Origin of the sequence: Faecalibacterium sp., from assembly GCF_052358865.1 — a bacterium.
Taxonomy (GTDB): Bacteria; Bacillota; Clostridia; order Oscillospirales; family Ruminococcaceae; genus Faecalibacterium; species Faecalibacterium butyricigenerans.
In genome coordinates, this window is record NZ_DAWCVJ010000018.1 from 17,814 (window position 1) to 36,376 (window position 18,563).

At 61.3% G+C, this 18,563-nt stretch carries 16 protein-coding genes; 11 read left to right on the forward strand and 5 right to left on the reverse strand.

Features of this window, described 5'->3' with window-relative positions; translation table 11 throughout:
- Positions 1-2 precede the first annotated feature (2 nt).
- The 10 genes from ruvB to ACT8X9_RS04875 all read left to right on the forward strand — a co-directional run bounded on the left by ruvB (position 3) and on the right by ACT8X9_RS04875 (position 11,484).
- Complete coding sequence (ruvB, locus tag ACT8X9_RS04830) at positions 3-1,058, forward strand: Holliday junction branch migration DNA helicase RuvB (RefSeq protein WP_444268293.1); 1,056 nt, start codon at positions 3-5, stop codon at positions 1,056-1,058.
- 14 nt (positions 1,059-1,072) lie between these two features.
- Positions 1,073-2,437, forward strand: a complete 1,365-nt coding sequence (gene glmM, locus ACT8X9_RS04835) for a phosphoglucosamine mutase (RefSeq protein ID WP_412590312.1) — start codon at positions 1,073-1,075, stop codon at positions 2,435-2,437.
- A 32-nt stretch (positions 2,438-2,469) separates the two neighbouring features.
- Positions 2,470-3,345, forward strand: a complete 876-nt coding sequence (locus ACT8X9_RS04840; protein WP_249233643.1) for a class I SAM-dependent methyltransferase — start codon at positions 2,470-2,472, stop codon at positions 3,343-3,345.
- A gap of 245 nt (positions 3,346-3,590) precedes the next feature.
- Positions 3,591-4,430, forward strand: a complete 840-nt coding sequence (locus ACT8X9_RS04845; RefSeq protein ID WP_227621419.1) for an energy-coupling factor transporter ATPase — start codon at positions 3,591-3,593, stop codon at positions 4,428-4,430.
- A gap of 13 nt (positions 4,431-4,443) precedes the next feature.
- A complete protein-coding gene (locus tag ACT8X9_RS04850) occupies positions 4,444-5,367 on the forward strand; it encodes an energy-coupling factor transporter ATPase (protein ID WP_249233642.1) in 924 nt (307 codons plus the stop codon).
- The gene (locus tag ACT8X9_RS04855) at positions 5,361-6,176 is read left to right on the forward strand and encodes an energy-coupling factor transporter transmembrane component T family protein (RefSeq protein WP_444268294.1); all 816 of its coding nucleotides are present in this window, start codon (positions 5,361-5,363) and stop codon (positions 6,174-6,176) included. The genes ACT8X9_RS04850 and ACT8X9_RS04855 overlap by 7 nt, the downstream gene beginning before the upstream one ends.
- 213 nt (positions 6,177-6,389) lie before the next feature.
- Entirely contained in the window at positions 6,390-7,133 is a 744-nt protein-coding gene (truA, locus tag ACT8X9_RS04860; RefSeq protein ID WP_444268295.1) for a tRNA pseudouridine(38-40) synthase TruA, read from the forward strand.
- 78 nt (positions 7,134-7,211) lie between these two features.
- Complete coding sequence (locus ACT8X9_RS04865) at positions 7,212-8,444, forward strand: DUF5711 family protein (protein ID WP_444268296.1); 1,233 nt, start codon at positions 7,212-7,214, stop codon at positions 8,442-8,444.
- A 20-nt stretch (positions 8,445-8,464) separates the two neighbouring features.
- The gene (locus ACT8X9_RS04870; RefSeq protein ID WP_249233638.1) at positions 8,465-9,160 is read left to right on the forward strand and encodes a hypothetical protein; all 696 of its coding nucleotides are present in this window, start codon (positions 8,465-8,467) and stop codon (positions 9,158-9,160) included.
- Between the two features lie 23 nt (positions 9,161-9,183).
- A complete protein-coding gene (locus ACT8X9_RS04875) occupies positions 9,184-11,484 on the forward strand; it encodes an AAA family ATPase (protein ID WP_444268297.1) in 2,301 nt (766 codons plus the stop codon).
- A gap of 61 nt (positions 11,485-11,545) precedes the next feature.
- On the opposite strand, the gene ACT8X9_RS04880 is transcribed toward ACT8X9_RS04875, so the two are convergent.
- The gene (locus tag ACT8X9_RS04880; protein WP_444268298.1) at positions 11,546-11,965 is read right to left on the reverse strand and encodes a hypothetical protein; all 420 of its coding nucleotides are present in this window, start codon (positions 11,963-11,965) and stop codon (positions 11,546-11,548) included.
- A gap of 251 nt (positions 11,966-12,216) precedes the next feature.
- The gene (locus ACT8X9_RS04885; protein ID WP_444268299.1) at positions 12,217-13,245 is read right to left on the reverse strand and encodes a glycosyltransferase family 2 protein; all 1,029 of its coding nucleotides are present in this window, start codon (positions 13,243-13,245) and stop codon (positions 12,217-12,219) included.
- A 219-nt stretch (positions 13,246-13,464) separates the two neighbouring features.
- On the opposite strand from ACT8X9_RS04885, the gene ACT8X9_RS04890 reads away from it, so the two are divergent.
- Entirely contained in the window at positions 13,465-15,039 is a 1,575-nt protein-coding gene (locus ACT8X9_RS04890) for a RecQ family ATP-dependent DNA helicase (protein ID WP_444268300.1), read from the forward strand.
- A gap of 398 nt (positions 15,040-15,437) precedes the next feature.
- On the opposite strand, the gene nrdG is transcribed toward ACT8X9_RS04890, so the two are convergent.
- The 3 genes from nrdG to ACT8X9_RS04905 form a co-directional block, all read right to left on the reverse strand.
- Complete coding sequence (gene nrdG / locus ACT8X9_RS04895; protein ID WP_444268301.1) at positions 15,438-15,992, reverse strand: anaerobic ribonucleoside-triphosphate reductase activating protein; 555 nt, start codon at positions 15,990-15,992, stop codon at positions 15,438-15,440.
- Positions 15,992-18,163: an anaerobic ribonucleoside-triphosphate reductase gene (gene nrdD / locus ACT8X9_RS04900; RefSeq protein WP_444268302.1), complete on the reverse strand. Its 2,172-nt coding sequence runs from the start codon at positions 18,161-18,163 to the stop codon at positions 15,992-15,994. Before nrdD ends, nrdG begins: the two co-directional genes overlap by 1 nt.
- A gap of 99 nt (positions 18,164-18,262) precedes the next feature.
- A partial coding sequence (locus ACT8X9_RS04905; protein WP_444268303.1) for a hypothetical protein occupies positions 18,263-18,563 on the reverse strand: 301 nt, incomplete at its 5' end.

Consider the following 18,563-nt stretch of genomic DNA (forward strand, 5'->3'; position numbering starts at 1 on the left):
CGATGCAGGACGAAACCGCGCTCTACGGCGCAAAAATGATGCAGCCCGGGATGACGGCGGCGGACAGCGAGGAAAACAACCTCCGCCCCCAGCACCTCGAAGACTACATCGGACAGGAAAAGGTCAAGCAGAACCTGAAGATCTATCTCGAAGCGGCCAAGCGCCGGGGCGAGCCGATGGACCACATCCTGCTCTATGGCCCGCCGGGTCTGGGCAAGACGACGCTGGCCGGCATCATCGCCAACGAGATGGGGGTGCAGATCCGCATCACCAGCGGCCCGGCCATCGAGAAGCCCGGCGACCTCGCTGCCCTGCTGACCAATCTGCAGGAGGGCGACGTCCTCTTTATCGACGAGATCCACCGCCTTTCCCGGCAGGTGGAAGAGGTGCTCTACCCGGCGCTGGAGGATTACGCGCTGGACATCATGATCGGAAAAGGCCCCAGCGCCCAGAGCATCCGCATCAATCTGCCCCGCTTCACGCTGGTGGGCGCGACCACCCGCGCGGGCCAGATCACCGGCCCGCTGCGGGACCGCTTCGGCGTGCTGCTCAAGCTGGAGCTTTACAGCCCCGATGAGTTGAGCCGCATCATCATCCGGTCGGCGGGCATCCTTGACCAGCCCATCACCCCCGAGGGCGCTTACGAGCTGGCAAAGTGCAGCCGGGGCACGCCCCGCGTGGCGAACCGTTTCCTGAAGCGGGTCCGCGACTTTGCCACGGTGCTGGGCGACGGCGTCATCGATCGGGAAGTGGCGCTGCTGAGCCTCAAGCGGATGGACGTGGACACACTGGGTCTGGACGAACTGGACCGCAGCCTGCTGCGCGCCATCATCGAGATGTACAGCGGCGGGCCGGTGGGTCTGGAAACGCTGGCCGCTGCCCTCGGCGAGGAGGCTGTGACGCTGGAAGACCTGTGCGAGCCGTATCTGATGCAGATGGGCTTCCTGACCCGGACGCCGCGGGGCCGCTGTGCCACCCGGCTTGCTTACGAACACCTCGGCCTGAAAGCACCTGAGAGCGGCAGCGCCGAGGACAATGGACAACAGAGCTTATTTTAAGCGAGGTATTTACTATGGGAAAGTATTTTGGTACCGATGGTGTGCGCGGCGTGGCCGGTGCAGATCTGACCTGTGAGATGGCGATGCTCATCGGACGCGGCGCTGCCGCCGTGCTGACCAGCAGCACCGGCCATAAGCCCCGCATCCTCATCGGCAAGGACACCCGCCAGTCCGGCGATATGCTGGAAGCTGCCCTGACGGCCGGCCTGTGCAGTGTGGGCGCGGACGTCGAGAGTCTGGGCGTCGTGCCCACCCCCGCCGTAGCCTATCTGGTGCGCAAGTACAACGCCGACGCCGGTGTCGTCATCTCGGCCTCCCACAACCCGATGGAGTTCAACGGCATCAAGATCTTCGCCGGGACCGGCTACAAGCTGCCGGACGATGTGGAAGAGGAGATCGAGGCACACATCGACGACAAGTGTGCGGGCATCCCGCTGGCCACCGGCGACGGTGTGGGCCGTGTGACCTGCCGCATCGACGGCATCAAGGACTACGTCGAGCATCTGTATGAGTCCATCGGCGGCGACCTGTCGGGACTGAACGTCTGTATCGACTGCGCCAACGGCGCGTCCGCCGAGGTGGCCCGGCAGCTGTTCCCCCGTCTGGGCGCAAAGTGCACCTTCCTCGGCGTCAGCCCCGACGGCAGGAACATCAACGCCGGTGTAGGCAGCACCCATCTGGACAATCTGGAAAAGGCTGTCGTCGAGGGCGGCTTCGACTGCGGCATCGCCTTTGACGGCGACGCCGACCGCTGCCTCGCCTGCGACGAGAAGGGGCAGGAGCTTGACGGCGACAAGATCATCGCCCTGCTGGCGATGGCGATGAAGGACAAGGGCCGTCTGGACGGCAACACCGCTGTCGTTACGGTCATGTCCAACCTCGGCTTCGTCAAGTATATGGAGTCTCAGGGCATCAACACCGAAAAGACCGCCGTAGGCGACCGCTACGTCCTCGAGAATATGCGGGAGAACGGCTACGCCATCGGCGGCGAGCAGAGCGGCCACGTCATCCTGCTTCACCACGCCACCACCGGCGACGGCGAGCTGACCGCAGGCAAGCTGCTCAGGCTGCTGGCCGAGAGCGGCAAGAAGATGAGCGAGCTGAACGGCATCTATGCCCAGTACCCGCAGGTGCTGGTGAATGTCGTGGCCAATGCCGCCCAGAAGGCCGCCTACAAGGCGGACGAGGTGCTGGCCGGTTTCATCGAGAATGAGGAGCAGAAGCTGATGGGCATGGGCCGCGTGCTGGTGCGGGTGTCCGGTACCGAACCGAAGATCCGCGTCATGGTGGAGGGGCAGGACCTCGAGGCCATCGACTGCTGCGCCAAGCGCATCGTGGAGAAGATCAACAAGCGCATCCTCGAGGGGCTCGAGGGTTAAGCTACAGACAAAAAGCAGGAAGGAGGACGCATATGCGCCCTGCAGATACATGGAAAGACTACGAGCTGCTGGATGCCACCGACGGCAACCGGCTGGAACGCTGGGGTGAGACGCTGCTGGTCCGGCCTGACCCGCAGGTGGTGTGGAAGACGCCCCAGCAAAGCCCTCTCTGGGCCAAGGCAGACGCCGTCTACCACCGCTCCAATCAGGGCGGTGGTGAGTGGGAGTACCGCCGCCGTCTGCCCGAGAAGTGGAAGATCAGCTGCGGCGAAGGGGAGGATAAGCTGACCCTCATCGTCAGCCCCACCGGCTTCAAGCACACCGGCGTCTTCCCCGAACAGGCCGTCAACTGGGCGTGGTACGCAAAGAAGATCCGCGCCGCAGGCCGCCCCATCAAGGTGCTGAACCTCTTCGGCTACACCGGCGGTGCTACGCTGGCCTGTGCGGCTGCCGGGGCCACCGTCTGCCATGTGGACGCCTCCAAGGGCATCGTAGCATGGGGCAAGGACAACGCCGCCGCCAGCGGCCTTGCAGATCGTCCCATCCGCTGGCTGGTGGACGACTGCGCCAAATTCGTCGCCCGCGAGAAGCGGCGGGGCAACACCTACGACGGCATCATCATGGACCCGCCCAGCTATGGCCGCGGCCCCGGCGGCGAGATCTGGAAGCTGGAAGACTGCATCTACGACCTCATCAGCCAGTGCGAGGAGGTCCTGAGCGATCAGCCGCTCTTCTTTGCCGTCAACAGCTACACCACCGGTCTGTCGCCCGCCGTCATGGAATATATGCTCAAGACGACGCTGGTGCCCCGCTTCGGCGGGCAGACCTCCTGCGACGAGATTGGCCTGCCCGTCTCCGCCACCGGCGGCGTCGTGCCCTGCGGCGCGACGGCGATCTGGGAGGAATAAAATTTTCAAACCGTAAGGGCAGGGGCCTTTGGGTCAGGCTGTCCTTCCATACAACCTCTCAGGCGCTTCGCGCCAGCTCCCCTAGTAGGGGAGCCTCTGGCGAAGAGGCGGAACTTTCCGGAATGCCAAGGCCTCTCCTCGATAGGAGAGGTGGCACGGCGTCAGCCGTGACGGAGAGGTTGACCACCTTATAGTATGGGGTACAGCCCCTTTCGGAGGGGCGCACCACCAGAAAGAGAAAACAAATGAGTGAAACGATACTGACAGCAGAAAATTTAAAGTTCCGCTATGACTCGGAGCAGCCGGGCTACGCGCTCAACGGCGTCTCCATGCAGGTCCGGCGGGGCGAGTTCGTGGCCGTGCTGGGCGCGAACGGCTGCGGCAAGTCTACCCTTGCCAAGCATTTCAATGCCATCCTCCTGCCGGAGGAGGGCAAGGTGTACGTCGAGGGGATGGACACCGCCGACGAGGACAAGCTCTACGACATCCGCCAGACCGTGGGCATGGTGTTCCAAAGCCCCGACAACCAGATCGTGGCGACGGTGGTGGAAGAGGACGTGGCCTTTGCGCTGGAAAACCTCGGCGTCCCGCCGGAGGAGATGCGCCGCCGCGTCGATGACGCCATGAAGATGGCGGGCATCTACGAGTTCCGGGAGCGGGCGCCCCACAACCTCTCGGGCGGCCAGAAGCAGCGCGTGGCCATCGCAGGCGTCGTTGCCATGCGGCCCGACTGCCTCATCCTCGACGAGGCCACCGCCATGCTCGACCCCCGGGGCCGTGAGCAGGTGATGCAGACCATCCACCACCTCAACAAGGACATGGGCATTACCGTGGTGTCCATCACCCACTACATGGAGGAGGCCGCACAGGCCGACCGTGTGCTGGTGATGAGCGGGGGCAAAGTGGTGATGGAGGGCACGCCGAAAGAGGTGTTCAGCCAGACCGAGAAGGTCCGCGCCCTCCGCCTCGATGTGCCGCAGGCCGCAGAGCTGCGGGATGAGCTGGTCAAGGCCGGCATCCCCCTGCCCGAGGGCATCATCGACACCGGCGAATGTGCACAGGCTCTGTATGAGCTGCTGAAATAAGGGGGGCGGAAGCATGGCAAGCATCATTAAAGTAGAACACCTGAGCTATGTCTACAATCCCGGTATGCCGAATGCGGTCACTGCGCTGGACGACGTGAGCTTTGAGGTGGAAGAGGGCGATTTCGTGGGTATCATCGGAGCCACCGGCTCCGGCAAGAGCACCCTCATCACCCATATGAACGGACTGAACAAGCCCACCAGCGGTAAGATCATCATTGATGGCCGCGACCTCTGGGCCGAGCCGGAAAAGATAAGAGATTTCCGCTTCCTGACGGGTCTGGTGTTCCAGTACCCGGAGTACCAGCTGTTCGAGGAGACCTGCTACAAGGACATCGCCTTTGGCCCCAAGAACATGGGGCTGGACGAGGCAGAGATCGACGCGCGCGTCCATGAGGCGGCCCGGTTCGTCGGCCTCGATGAAGCGCTTCTGGAGCGCAGCCCCTTCGAGCTGTCCGGCGGTCAGAAGCGCCGTGTGGCCGTGGCCGGCGTCATGGCCATGAAGCCCCGCATCCTCGTGCTGGACGAGCCTGCGGCGGGCCTCGACCCCGAGGGCAGAGATGAGATCCTCTCGGAAGTGAAGGACTACCACAAAAAGACCGGCACCACCGTGCTTCTTGTCTCCCACAGCATGGAGGACATCGCCAAGTACGCCGACAAGGTGCTTGTGATGAGCCGGAAGAAGATCGCCATGTACGATACGGTGGAAAAGGTCTTTGCCCGTGCGCCAGAGCTGCTGGAACTGGGCCTCTCCGTCCCGCAGGTGACGAAGATCTTCCTCAAGCTGCGGGAGATGGGGGTGGATGTCCCGGCGGACGTCTACACCATCCCCTACGCCGTCAAGACCATTCTGGCGGCAAAGGCCCGGCGGGATGCGGGAGAGACTCTCGTCCTGCCCCGGAATGAAAATACGCAGGAAGGGGGTGCAGCCGGATGCTGAGAGATATTACCATCGGCCAGCACTTCCCGGGCAACAGCCTTGTCCACCGGTTTGACCCCCGGCTCAAGCTGGTGCTGACCATCCTGTATATCGTGCTGCTCTTTGCGGCGTCGAACCCGCTGGGCCTTGCGCTTTCGCTGATCTTCCTCGCCGTGATGTATGCGGTGGCAAAGATCCCCTTCCGGCTCATCGTCAAGAGCCTGAAGCCCATCTTCCCCATCATCGTCTTTACGGCGGTGCTCAACCTCTTTTTCGTTTCAGGCGAGGGCGACCCGGTGTTTCAGCTCGGTTTTCTGACCGTTTACGCGGAGGGCATCCGGTATGCTGTGCTGATGGCCGTCCGTGTCATGGCCCTTATCGCAGGCACCAGCCTGCTGACCTACACCACCAGCCCCATCGTCCTGACGGATGCCATCGAGCAGCTGCTGAAGCCCCTCGGAAAGCTCCACTTCCCGGTGCACGAGCTGGCGATGATGATGAGCATTGCGCTGCGGTTCATCCCCACCCTCATCGAGGAGACCGATAAGATCATGAACGCCCAGAAGGCCCGCGGCGCACAGCTGGACAACGGCAAGATGACGGAGCGCATCAAGGCGCTGGTGCCGGTGCTGGTGCCCCTGTTCATCTCGGCTTTCCGCCGCGCCGACGAGCTGGCCATGGCCATGGAGTGCCGCTGCTACCGCGGCGGCGACGGCCGCACCCGCCTCAAGGTGCTGCGCTGCACGAGACAGGATTACATCGACCTCGCGGTCTGCCTCGTCTGCTTTGCAGTGATCCTGGCGTCGAGGCTGGTGTTCCCGAATTTCTAAAGAGCGAGGAATTTGTTCTCTTTTGGTGTCAAAAGAGAACCAGAAAACCACCAGCGATTTCGACGCGCTGGATCCACGAGAAAGGGGCTGCTCGCCCCTTTCAGACCCCAAAGAGGAAGTCGAAACGGAAAAAAGCTAAGCCGCTCCGCTAAAAGCTTTTTTCTCGTTTCTCCGATTTTGAATGATACGAACGGGAAAGTTGTAATTTCGTAGATGAACTATCTTCTTACTTTAGCCTACGACGGCACCAACTACTGCGGGTTTCAGGTGCAGCCCAACGGGCGGAGCGTGGCCGCTGCGTTTCAGGACGCCTTGGAGGCGGTGCTGGGCAGCCGCCCCGACATCAAGGGCTGCAGCCGCACCGACGCAGGCGTCCACGCGCTGGGCTTCATGCTCAACTTCCACGCCGACACCCGCATCCCGGCGGCAAAGCTGCCGCTGGCCCTCAATCAGCATCTTCCCCCGGACATCCGGGTGTTGGAGGCGCGGGTGGTGCCCGACGACTTCCACGCCCGCTATGCGGCCCACACAAAGACCTACCTCTACCGCATCCACAACAGTCCGATCGACTCGCCCTTCGCCTCCCGCTATTACACCAAGGTGCCGGGGCGGCTGGACGCCGACCGGATGCAGCAGGCGGCACAGTATTTTGTGGGGACGCACGATTTCCTTGCCCTCTGCGCTTCGGGCAGCTCGGCAGCCGCCCACAGCGACACCGTGCGCACCATCACGGCCTGTGAGGTCGAGCGCCGGGGCGACGACATCGACATCACGGTGACGGCAGACGGCTACCTCTACAACATGGTGCGCATCCTCGCGGGCACCCTCTGCGAGGCGGGCGCAGGCCGTCTTGAGCCCGAGGCGGTGCCGGGCATCCTCGCCAGCTGCGACCGGAAAAACGCCGGCCCGACGCTGGCGGCAAAGGGGCTTTTCCTCAAGAGCGTGGACTACGATTAACACAAACATGACCGGTGCTCCCGGAGGGGGAATGCCCCCTTTGGGAGCACTGTCGTTGCAGGAAGGGGACAGGAACGTATGAGAAAGAAGCATCGAGGCTTCCGGCCCGCGTCGGACGAGCCGCTTTCGGAGGGCCGGGTCGAGTACCTCGAGCAGGCCCGCACCCGGGTGCGGAACCGGCGCATCCGGCGCACCGCGCTCATCGTCGCGGCGCTGACGCTGGTGGTTCTGTTCGCCACCGGCTTTGTGGGCAGCTCGGTGGCAATGGCCAAGGACTGGGCCGACACGGCCCGCATCCTGCTCTTTCCGGGGACGGGCTGGCCTCAGCAGACCGGCGTCATGGAGGTGGAGCAGCTTGCCGCCCTGAACGGAAGCTTTGTGGAGCTGGGCGAAGAGGGGTGCGTGGTCTGGTCCCGCACCGGCACCCGCCTCAACGCCATCCAGAGCGGCTACGCCCGGCCAGCGCTGGCGGCGGGCAAGAACCGCTTCGTGCTCTACAACCGCTCGGGCAATGAGCTGCGGGTGGAGAGCCGCACCCAGAACCTCTACACCAAGACGATGGAGAACAGCATCACCCTCTGCGCGATGGCCGACAACGGCACGCTGGCCGTCGTCACCGAAGACCCCGGCAGCGCCGCCAGACTGCGGATCTACTCCTCCTCGATGGAGGAGCAGCTGAGCTGGAGCCTCACCACCACCGACGGCACGCCGCTGCGGATGGCCTTTTCGCCGGATGGGCGGCGGCTGGCGGTGGCAGCGGTGACGGTCAGCGGCGGGCAGATGGTGACGAATTTCTACATCGTCACGCTGGCGCAGGGCGACCCTGTCCTTGTGGGCAGCGGCAGCGGCGCGGCCCAGTGGCTGAGCTGGCCCAGCGCCCAGAGTGTACTGGCCCTCTGCGACAGCCGCGCCGTCCTCTACAACGCATCGGGCGGCGAAAAAGCTGCCTACGACTTCACCGGCCAGACCCTCCGGGACATCTCGGTGGATGCCTCGGGCAATGCCGCCCTGCTGCTGGCCTCCGGCCAGCTCTGTCAGGCGGTGATGCTGGACCGTGAGCTGAACGTGGAGGGCACAGCGCAGGTGCAGGCGGCCAACCGCATCGTCCGGGCCGGGCAGAGCTTCTATCTGCTTACCGACAGCGGCGTGGAGTGTCTCTCCACCGACGGCACCTCCCAGTGGCAGCAGAGCCTTTCCGCCCGGCCGCAGGGCCTGCTGGCCGACCGGAAGCAGCTGCTGGTCTTCTGCGGCAACACCGTGCAGGTGCTGACTCCTCCCGAGGCGGAGACCAGTGCCTCGGGCAATCCATGATAGAATAAGGAAAATAAGGTATGTTCAAGAATCCGTCATTTCTTTTTGATATAGTATGTACCGTGGTCTGGCTGCTGCTGGCCGTGCGCTACGCCCGCAAGGGCTTCCTCGCGGCCAGCGTCCAGCTGGGTGGGAACGTCTTCAGCCTCGTGGGTGCCCGGGTCTTTTCGGGCTGGGCTGCCGTCGAGGTGTTCCAGCGTTTTCTGGCCGGGAGCTTCCGCACCCAGATCGCCGAGAGCATCTCTGCCGGAGGGGTCGTTGACCTGACCGGCATCGCGGACAAGTACGCGGGCTTTCTGCCCGAGAGCTTCCGCGCCTCCATCGTGGAGGCCTGCGAGCGCTCCATCTCAGCCGTGCTCAGCGACAACGCCGTGGTGCTGGCGGACGTCATCGTCCAGAAGGTGCTGGCCCCGCTGCTGACGCCGGTCATCTCGGTGGTGCTCTTTTTCGTGACCTTTGCCCTGCTGCGGATGCTGGTGAGTATGCTGGTCACCGTGCTGGGCCTCGTCAACCGGCTGCCGGTCATCGGCACCGTCAACCGCTGGCTGGGCTGGCTCACCGGCTGCATCGCCAGCACGATGGACATCTACCTTGTGCTGTGCGTGGTGTGGGCCATCATCGTCATCACGGGCGGCAATCTGACCGTCCTGAACGACACGGTCATGAGCAGCAGCCTTTACTATAAAGCATTCAATCTGTTCAACCCCTTCCTGTAAAGGGGAGCTTAGGAGGAACCTATATGGTCTGCAGTCGCTGTCAGAAACGTCCGGCCATCATCTTCGTCCAGCGGATGGAGAACGGCCAGATGAAAAATGAAGGCTTTTGCCTGCACTGTGCCCGTGAACTGCACATCAAGCCCGTCGAGGACCTGATGAAGCAGTTCGGGATGTCCGACGAGGACATGGACAACATGGAAAATCGGATGGAGAGCATGATGGACGAGATGGGAGACGCGAACCCCCTCTCCCTCATGATGAATATGGGCCAGCCGATGGAGGGCGGGGAGAGCGAGGGAGATGACGACCTCGTGCCCGGCTCCAGCGCGACCTTCCCGCTGGGCGTCAAGGCGGAGGGCGAAGCCGGAAACGGCAAAAAGGCCCAGAAAAACGGCAAGAAGCCGCCCCGCCGCAAATTCCTCGATACCTATTGTGAGAATCTGACCCGCAAGGCCCGGGAGGGCAGGCTGGACGACATCGTGGGCCGCGACCGCGAAATTTACCGCACGATTCAAATTCTGAGCCGCCGCCAGAAGAACAACCCCTGCCTCATCGGCGAGGCGGGCGTCGGCAAGACGGCCATCGCTGAGGGCATCGCGGAGCGGATCGCCAAGGGCGACGTCCCCGTGGGCCTGAAGGACAAGGAAATTTTCCTGCTCGATCTGACCAGCCTCGTGGCCGGCACCCAGTTCCGGGGCCAGTTCGAACAGCGGGTCAAGGGCCTGCTCAGTGAGGTCAAGGCCGCAGGCAACATCATCCTCTTTATTGATGAAATTCATACCATCACCTCGGCGGGTGAGAGCGAGGGCGCGATGAACGCGGGCAACATCCTCAAGCCTGCCCTGTCCAGAGGCGAAATTCAGGTCATCGGTGCCACCACCTTCAACGAGTACCGCAAGTATATCGAGAAGGATCAGGCCCTTGAGCGCCGCTTCCAGCCCGTCCGGGTGGAGGAACCCAGCGTGGCCGATACGCTGGCCGTCATGAATGGCATCAAGAAGTATTACGAGGAGCACCACCATGTGCAGGTGGAGGCGGATGTCCTCTCGGCCATCGTCACCCTCAGTGAGCGGTACATCACCGACCGCTACCTCCCCGATAAGGCCATCGACCTGCTGGACGAGGCCTGCGCCTGCTGCAACCTTGCCCACCCGGTCATCTCGGAATACCTCGAGATGCAGAAGGAGCTGGACGGCCTGAAGCAGGAGGAGGCGGAGATGGAGTCTGCCGACGTCAACGAGGCCATCGACTATGAGCAGGTGGCCCAGCGGAAGACCCGCATCGCAAAGCTGGAAGCTGAGCTGCCCGCAAAGCAGGCCGCAGCCAGCGAGATCAGGGTCACGATGGATGATGTGGCCAGGGTCATCGAGCTGTGGACGGGCATTCCGGCAGTAAAAATTCAGGAGACGGAGTTCGCAAAGCTGGCCGGGCTGGAAGCGGAGCTGAAAAAGAAGATCATCGGTCAGGACGAGGCCGTCCATCTCGTGGCACAGGCCGTCAAGCGGAGCCGTGCCGACCTGTCGGGACGCCGCCGCCCGGCCAGCTTCATCTTCGTCGGCCCCACCGGCGTCGGCAAGACCGAGCTGGTCAAGCAGCTGGCAAACCAGCTCTTTGACGGCCCTGACCCCCTCATCCGCCTCGATATGAGCGAGTATATGGAGAAGTATGCGGTGTCCCGCATGATCGGCTCGCCTCCGGGCTATGTGGGCTACGAGGAGGCCGGTCAGCTCACCGAAAAGGTGCGCCGCCGCCCCTACAGCGTCGTCCTCTTCGATGAGATCGAAAAGGCCCACCCCGACGTCATGAACATCCTGCTCCAAATTCTGGACGAGGGCAAGATCAACGATGCACAGGGCCGGACGGTGGATTTCTCCAACACGGTCATCTGCATGACCTCCAACGCCGGAAGCGGCGACAAGAGCACCTCCGGACTCGGCTTCAACAAGAGCGAGGAGCAGCTGAGCGAGGAAAAGACCCGCAAGGCCCTGAGCCAGTTCCTGCGGCCCGAGTTCCTTGGCCGCGTGGATGAGGTCATCGCCTTCAAGCCCCTGAGCCAGCAGACGCTGGAGGGCATCGCGGCCCTCATGCTGGACGAGTACAAGCCCAGCATGAAATCGAAGGGCATCGCCTACCGCTACACCCCGGCAGCGCTGTCCGCCCTCGTGGCCAAGAGTCAGGGCGGCAAGTTCGGTGCCCGCGACCTCCGCCGCGTCATCCGCAAGGCGGTGGAAGACCCTGCCGCCGAGCGCATCATCGACGGCACTCTGAAGGCAGGCGGGAGCCTGACCGTGGACGCCGAGAACGGCGAAGTCATCCTGAAGTAAAGCACAAACGAAAAGGCACTCCGAAGCGCTTCGGAGTGCCTTTTTATAGTACGCGGAAAACTCAGTCGAGGGACACCGGAACTTCGGGCTTGTTGGCGGTGCGGGCGCTGGTACGGCCCTCGGGGATGATCTCCCCGGCGGCGGTCAGCGCCAGCTTGGTGAGGGTGGGGCCTACCAGCTCATACACCAGCACCGAGAAGAGCACCACGTTGCGCACCATGTGGCCGTCGGAAAGCTCGGCGGCCTCGGCAGCCATGCCCAGCGCCACCTGTGTGATGAGGGAAAGGCTGTCCACCTGTTCCAGCGTGCCGAAGCCGATGCCGAACCCGCTCAGGCCCAGCCGTCCCAGAAAGAAGGGGCCGAGCAGCAGGCCCGCCAGCAGGTAGGACGTGACCGCTGGCAAATGGACTGCCTTTGCCAGACGCGACATCAGCAGACCTGCGATGAGCGCCGTGGAAAGGCAGATGAGAAGCTGTTCCATACGGATATTGCGGGCAGCGGACGCACCGAGGCCGCCGCCCTTTCCTCCTTTTTCTCAGTCAGGCGTGTTTCCGGGCTGCTTGCCCAAACCCCTGAAAACATAGCACAATAAAGGATTATACTATCTCATCACTTAAAAAACAACATCTTTTCAGGCGGAATGATTGAAGAATCCTTAACAAATGACCGAAAAAGGCGAAAAACAAGGCCGCTGCCTGCGCAGCGGCCCTGTTATATGCAACAATTGTGAATTTAGTTGAACTTAAAGATCTTCCGTGCGATGCGGTAGCCGCCCAGCACGATGTCGTCGCCCTTGGGGAAGGGCAGGTTGGTCACGCCGCCGAAACCGAAGCGGATGGAGCGGTAGACTGCGGTGCTGGTGTGCTCGCGCAGGTACTGCCACAGGCCCTTCTGCTTCTCCTTGGCCTCGGCGCTGCCGTCCAGCAGCAGGAAGATGTCGCTGACCGCCATCATCATCGAGAGATAGTGGAGCATATAGGCCCGAAGCTTCTTTTCGCCCTTGAGGGCGTCGAGGTCCTGACAGTCGATCATGTGCCGGGTGACGCGGAGCTGCTGGTCCACGCGCTTGACCATGATGCTCTCATTGACGCTCTGGTCGGCGCGGCCGATGAAATAGCGGTAGAGGTCGAGGTCCATATAATACATGGTCTTGACAAAGGGCAGGGGCTGGTAGACGAAGATGTTGTCCACATAGAAGGTGTGCTTGGGCAGCACCATGCCGCACTGGCGCAGCACCTCGGTGCGGTACAGGACCGAGTGCATCAGCAGGTTCTGGTCGGGGCGGAAGTGGCCCACGTGCATCCATGTGAAGAGCCGCTCCTGCGGGAAGACGTTGGTGTACCGCACGGTATGGCTGGTGCCGTCCTCGGTGTGCTCATAGACGTAGTTGCAGATCATGAGGTCGGGGGCGGTGCCGCGGGTCACGAGGGTGTGCAGGCGGGAGAGCACCTTCTTGAGGGCGTCGGTGTCCAGCCAGTCGTCGCTGTCCACGACCTTGTAGTAGAGGCCGGTGGCGTTGCGGATACCCTGATTGACGCCCTCACCATGGCCACCGTTCTCCTGATGGATGGCTTTGACGATGGTGGGGTACTTGGCGGCGTACTCGTCGCAGATGGCTGGGGTCTCGTCTTTCACGGAACCGTCGTCCACAAGGATGATCTCGGCCTGCTCCCCGGCGGAGAGCAGGGTCTCGATGCAATGGCGCATATAGGCCGCCGAGTTGTAGCACGGGACGGCAAAGGTAATGAGTTTCTGCTGCATAATAATAAGCTCCTTATCGTGCTTGCCCGGCCTTGCGCAGAGCAAAAAATGGCCGGAGATGGAGATATGTACTCTTATTATATCATTTTCGCGCACAAAAAGCTAGGAAGACCAGCAAATACCTTCAAAAAACGACAGCAGAAAAGCATTTTGATACCATTTCGGGCCGGGCTGTGCTATAATAGTACAATTACAGGAACCAAAAAGCAGGAGGAGCACATGGCAGACCCGCATTCTATCTTAAAAAAAGTTTTTGGCTACGACAGCTTCCGCCCCGGACAGGAGGAGATCGTCCGGCGGCTGCTGGACGGGCAGGACGTGCTGGCCGTGATGCCCACCGGCGCGGGCAAATCAATCTGCTATCAGGTGCCGGCCCTGCTGCTGCCCGGCATCACCATCGTGGTGTCGCCGCTGGTCAGCCTGATGAAGGATCAGGTGGGCGCGCTGGTGCAGGCCGGTGTGGCGGCGGCCTTCCTCAACAACAGCCTCACCGACAACCAGAAAGCCCTGATGCTCCACCGCGCCCGGGAGGGCTGGTATAAGATCATCTATGTCGCCCCGGAGCGGCTGGAGATGCCGGGCTTCCAGCGGTTCGCGCAGGAAAAACTTATCAGCATGGTCACGGTGGATGAGGCCCACTGCATCAGCCAGTGGGGACAGGACTTCCGCCCCAGCTATCTGCGGATCAAGGCGTTCGTGGACAGCCTGCCCAGCCGCCCGGTGGTGGGCGCGTTCACGGCCACCGCCACGGCCCGGGTGCGGGACGACATCCGCAGCCACCTCGACCTCCATCAGCCCTACGAAGTGACCACGGGTTTTGACCGGCCCAACCTCTACTTCGAGACCCGCCGCGCCCTGCCTAGCCAGAAACCGAAGGAGCTGCTGGACCTCGTGCTGCGGGAGGGAGACAACGCGGGCATCGTCTATTGCAGCACCACCAAGCAGGTGGACGAGACGGCCCGCCTGCTTCAGAGCCGGGGCATCCGGGCGGCGGCGTATCACGCCAAGCTGGACGCCGAGGTGCGGCGGAAGAATCAGGACGACTTCCTCTACGACCGGGTCCAGATCATGGTGGCGACGAATGCCTTCGGCATGGGCATCGACAAGCCCAACGTCCGGTTCGTTATCCACTACAATATGCCCAAGGACCTTGAGAGCTACTATCAGGAGGCGGGCCGTGCAGGCCGCGATGGTCTGCCGTCCCGCTGCATCCTGCTCTACTCCGGTACGGACGTGCGGACCATCCGCTTTTTCATCGACAAGGAGATGGAGGCCGACAACGGTCTGCCCGCCGACGTCAAGGCCGAAGCTGCCCGCAAGGCGGAGGAACGGCTCAAGTATATGACCTTCTACTCCACCACCCAAAAGTGCCTGCGGCGGTTCATGCTGAACTACTTCGGGGAGGCTGCACCCGAGAAGTGCGGCAACTGCTCCTGCTGTCTCTTTGCCGAGCAGAATGCGCAGGAGGTGGAAGAGCGGGCCGCTGCCGCGAAGCAGCGCGCTGCGGCCAACTCCCGGCGGTTGTCTGCCCGCCGCGCTGCCGCCAACACCGACCTCAGTGAGGCCGACGAAAAGCTTCTGGCGGCGCTCTACGCTCTGCGCAAGCGTCTCGCTGCAAAGCAGAACGTCCCGGCTTATATGGTGTTCAGCGACGCCACCCTCCGGGAGATGGTCCAGAGCAAGCCTCTGAGCATGGACGAATTTCTGAACATCACCGGAGTCGGCGAGAAGAAGGCCGCGCGGTATGGCATGGCCTTCCTGCGGGTCATCGAGGAGATGGTCAACTCGCGGTGAGCAGGGCCGGAACTGTAAATTTTCTGCGTTCTGCTTGACTTTTCCGGGATTTTGCATATACTAAAGACAGGAAAGATAAAGTGACTCCATTCATAAGGATTCACCAAAAGAAAATCCCCTCAGAGCTGCCACTCCAAGGGGATTTTTTTGTTAGTGCTTGCAGTCCTTGTTCAACAATCTGCCAAGCCACTTGCTGATGCAGTTAGAAACTACACCCGCTGCGACAGATGTTAGGAAAGATAAAACTCCATTCATTCGGCTCACCTCCCTTCCAGTAAACTGGAGGTGGAAAGGACGGCAGAACTATTATATCATAAGCCTCGACAAAAAGATAGAAAAAGAGCGCGGATCTTCCACGATGAGCCACTCGGCTCGTGGAAAGGTCTGCGCTCTTTTTGTCATTCCATCGTATGGGTGGAGAAGACCTTTTCGTCCTGCCACCACACCGGCTGCCCGGCGGCGAGGGACTTGGGCACATCCAGCAGACGCTGGTTCCGGCTGCCCCGGAAACGGAGGGAGATGTCGTGCTCAGCCTCCACGAAGCGGCCATCCACCAGCACGTCCAGCAGACGCAGCAGCTCGTCGGTGACTTCACACCGCGCGTGACAGGGAACCTTGCCGGTCAGCTGTTCCCATGTGTAGCCGGAGTAGCACCAGACGGTCTTCTTCGGGTAGAGGGCCTTGAAATTCTGCACGAAAGTCACCAGCTCCCGCTGGTTCTCCGGCTCCATCGGTTCGCCGCCCAGCAGGGAGAGGCCCGCGATATAATCTGGCTTGCAGGAGGCGAATACCTCGTTGCGGACGGGCTTGTCGAAGGGGGCACCGTAACCGAAGTCCCATGCCACCTCGTTGAAGCAGCCGGGGCAGTGGTGGCGGCACCCGGAGACGAAGACGCTGGTGCGAACCCCCGGCCCGTTGGCGATGTCATAATATTTAATGGTTGCGTAGTTCATTACAAGTGTAACACCCGATCCTTGATCTCCTGCGTCCGGCCCTGATTCCAGAACTGGGTGCCGATATAGCCGCAGGTGCGGCGGGCGACATTCAGCTTGTTCTGGTCACGGTTGCCGCACTTGGGGCACTCCCACACCAGCTTGCCGTCGTCTTCGACGATCTTGATCTCGCCGTCGTAGCCGCAGCACTGGCAGTAATCCGACTTGGTATTCAACTCGGCGTACATGATGTTGTCGTAGATGAATTGCAGCACGCTCATCACGGCCTCAAGATTGTCCTGCATATTGGGGACTTCCACATAGCTGATGGCACCGCCCGGGGACAGCTTCTGGAACTCGCTCTCGAACTTCAGCTTGGTGAACGCATCGATCGTCTCCGAAACATGGACGTGATAGCTGTTGGTGATATAGTTCTTGTCGGTGATGCCGGGCACGATGCCAAACCGCTTCTGCAGGCACTTGGCGAATTTGTAGGTAGTGGATTCCAGCGGAGTGCCGTAGAGGGAATAGTCTATGTTTTCAGCCTTCTTCCACTCATTGCACTTGTCGTTCATATGCTGCATCACGCTGAGGGCGAAGGGCTTTGCACCGGCGTCGGTGTGGCTCTTGCCGGTCATATACTTCACGCACTCATACAGGCCGGCGTAGCCGAGGCTGATGGTGGAGTAGCCGCCAAAAAGGAGCTTGTCGATCTTCTCGCCTTTCTTGAGGCGGGCCAGTGCGCCATACTGCCACAGAATGGGGGCGGCATCGCTGGGGGTGCCCAGCAGGCGCTTGTGGCGGGCCTGCAGAGCGCGGTGGCAGAGCGCCAGACGCTCGTCGAAGATCTTCCAGAACTTGTCGAAGTTGCCGCCGGAGCTGAGGGCCACATCCACCAGATTGATGGTCACGACGCCCTGATTGAAGCGGCCGTAATACTTGGGCTTGCCGGTCTCGGGGTCCACATAAGGGGTGAGGAAGCTGCGGCAACCCATGCAGGTGTAGCAGTGGCCCTCGCCGTTCTTGTCTACCTTCAGCTCGAGCATCTTCTTCTCGGAGATATAGTCGGGCACCATCCGCTTGGCGGTGCACTTGGCAGCCAGCTCGGTCAGATAGTAGTAGGGGTCGCCGGGGTGGATGTTGTCCTCCTCCAGCACATAGATGAGCTTGGGGAAGGCGGGGGTGATCCAGACACCGGCCTCATTCTTCACGCCCTGATAGCGCTGGCGGATGGTCTCCTCGATGATGATGGCAAGGTCGGCCTTCTCCTGCGCGTTGCGGGCCTCACCTAGATACATGAAGACGGTGATGAAGGGAGCCTGACCGTTGGTGGTCATAAGGGTGACGACCTGATACTGGATGGTCTGGACGCCGCGGTTGATCTCATTGCGCAGGCGGCGCTCCACGATCTCGCGCTTGCGCTCGGCAGAAACATCCAGACCCTCCATCTCAGCCTCGACCTCAGCGGCGATCTTCTTGCGGGAGACGTCCACGAAGGGGGCAAGGTGGGTCAGGCTGATGCTCTGGCCACCGTACTGGTTGGAGGCCACCTGCGCGATGATCTGGGTGGCGATGTTGCAGGCGGTGGAGAAGCTGTGGGGCTTCTCGATATAGGTGCCCGAGATGACCGTGCCGTTCTGGAGCATATCGTCCAGATTGATGAGGTCGCAGTTGTGCATATGCTGGGCAAAGTAGTCGGAGTCGTGGAAGTGGATGAGACCCTCCTGATGAGCCTTGACGATCTCGGGGTCCAGCAGCAGGCGGGCAGTCAGGTCTTTGGAGATCTCACCGGCCATGTAGTCGCGCTGGACGCTGTTGACGGTGGGGTTCTTGTTGGCATTCTCCTGCTTGACTTCCTCGTTCTGGCACTCGATAAGGCTCAGGATGCGCTCGTCGGTGGTGTTGGTCTGGCGCTTGAGGCTCTGGATATAGCGGTAGGTGATATAGTGGCGGGCGATGTCATGGGCCTTGATGTCCATGAGCTGGTTCTCCACCATATCCTGTATCTCTTCCACGCTGATGGCGCGGTTGAGTGCCTGACACTGATCGGTCACGGCTGCGGCGATGTCAGTGATCTGCTCCCGGGAGAGACGGGCCTTGCCGCCCACCGAATCGCTGGCTTTGGTGACAGCGGTGATGATCTTGGTAATATCGAAAGGTACTTCAGCACCGTTGCGTTTGATGATCTTCATAGCGCTCCTCCTGTGTCGCATATACAGTGTGAACGGGTGTCTCCTTGTGCAAGAGGCACCCGCAAGTCTCGTGATTCATTGATACTATCATATCACTATTTAGTGATATGTCAATGGAAGAACCACTACATTTTGTGTTTTGTAGCTTTCGCCAAAAATAACGGAGAATTTCCGGAACAAAATTTGAGACGGAACCTCTTGACAATTTGTGCAAGGGAAGCGGGGGCTTTCCTTGGCGTAATAAAGGCCGTCGTCTATACTTTGGCCCTTTATATAATACATTATAACAGACAAAGAGTCTCTGCCTGAAAAATACAAGGAGATGAAGCCGATTTCAGTCAGCGCGAAAAAACTTGAAAAAAGAAGCAAAAAAGTGTTGACATCCGGGCGGTGATGTGGT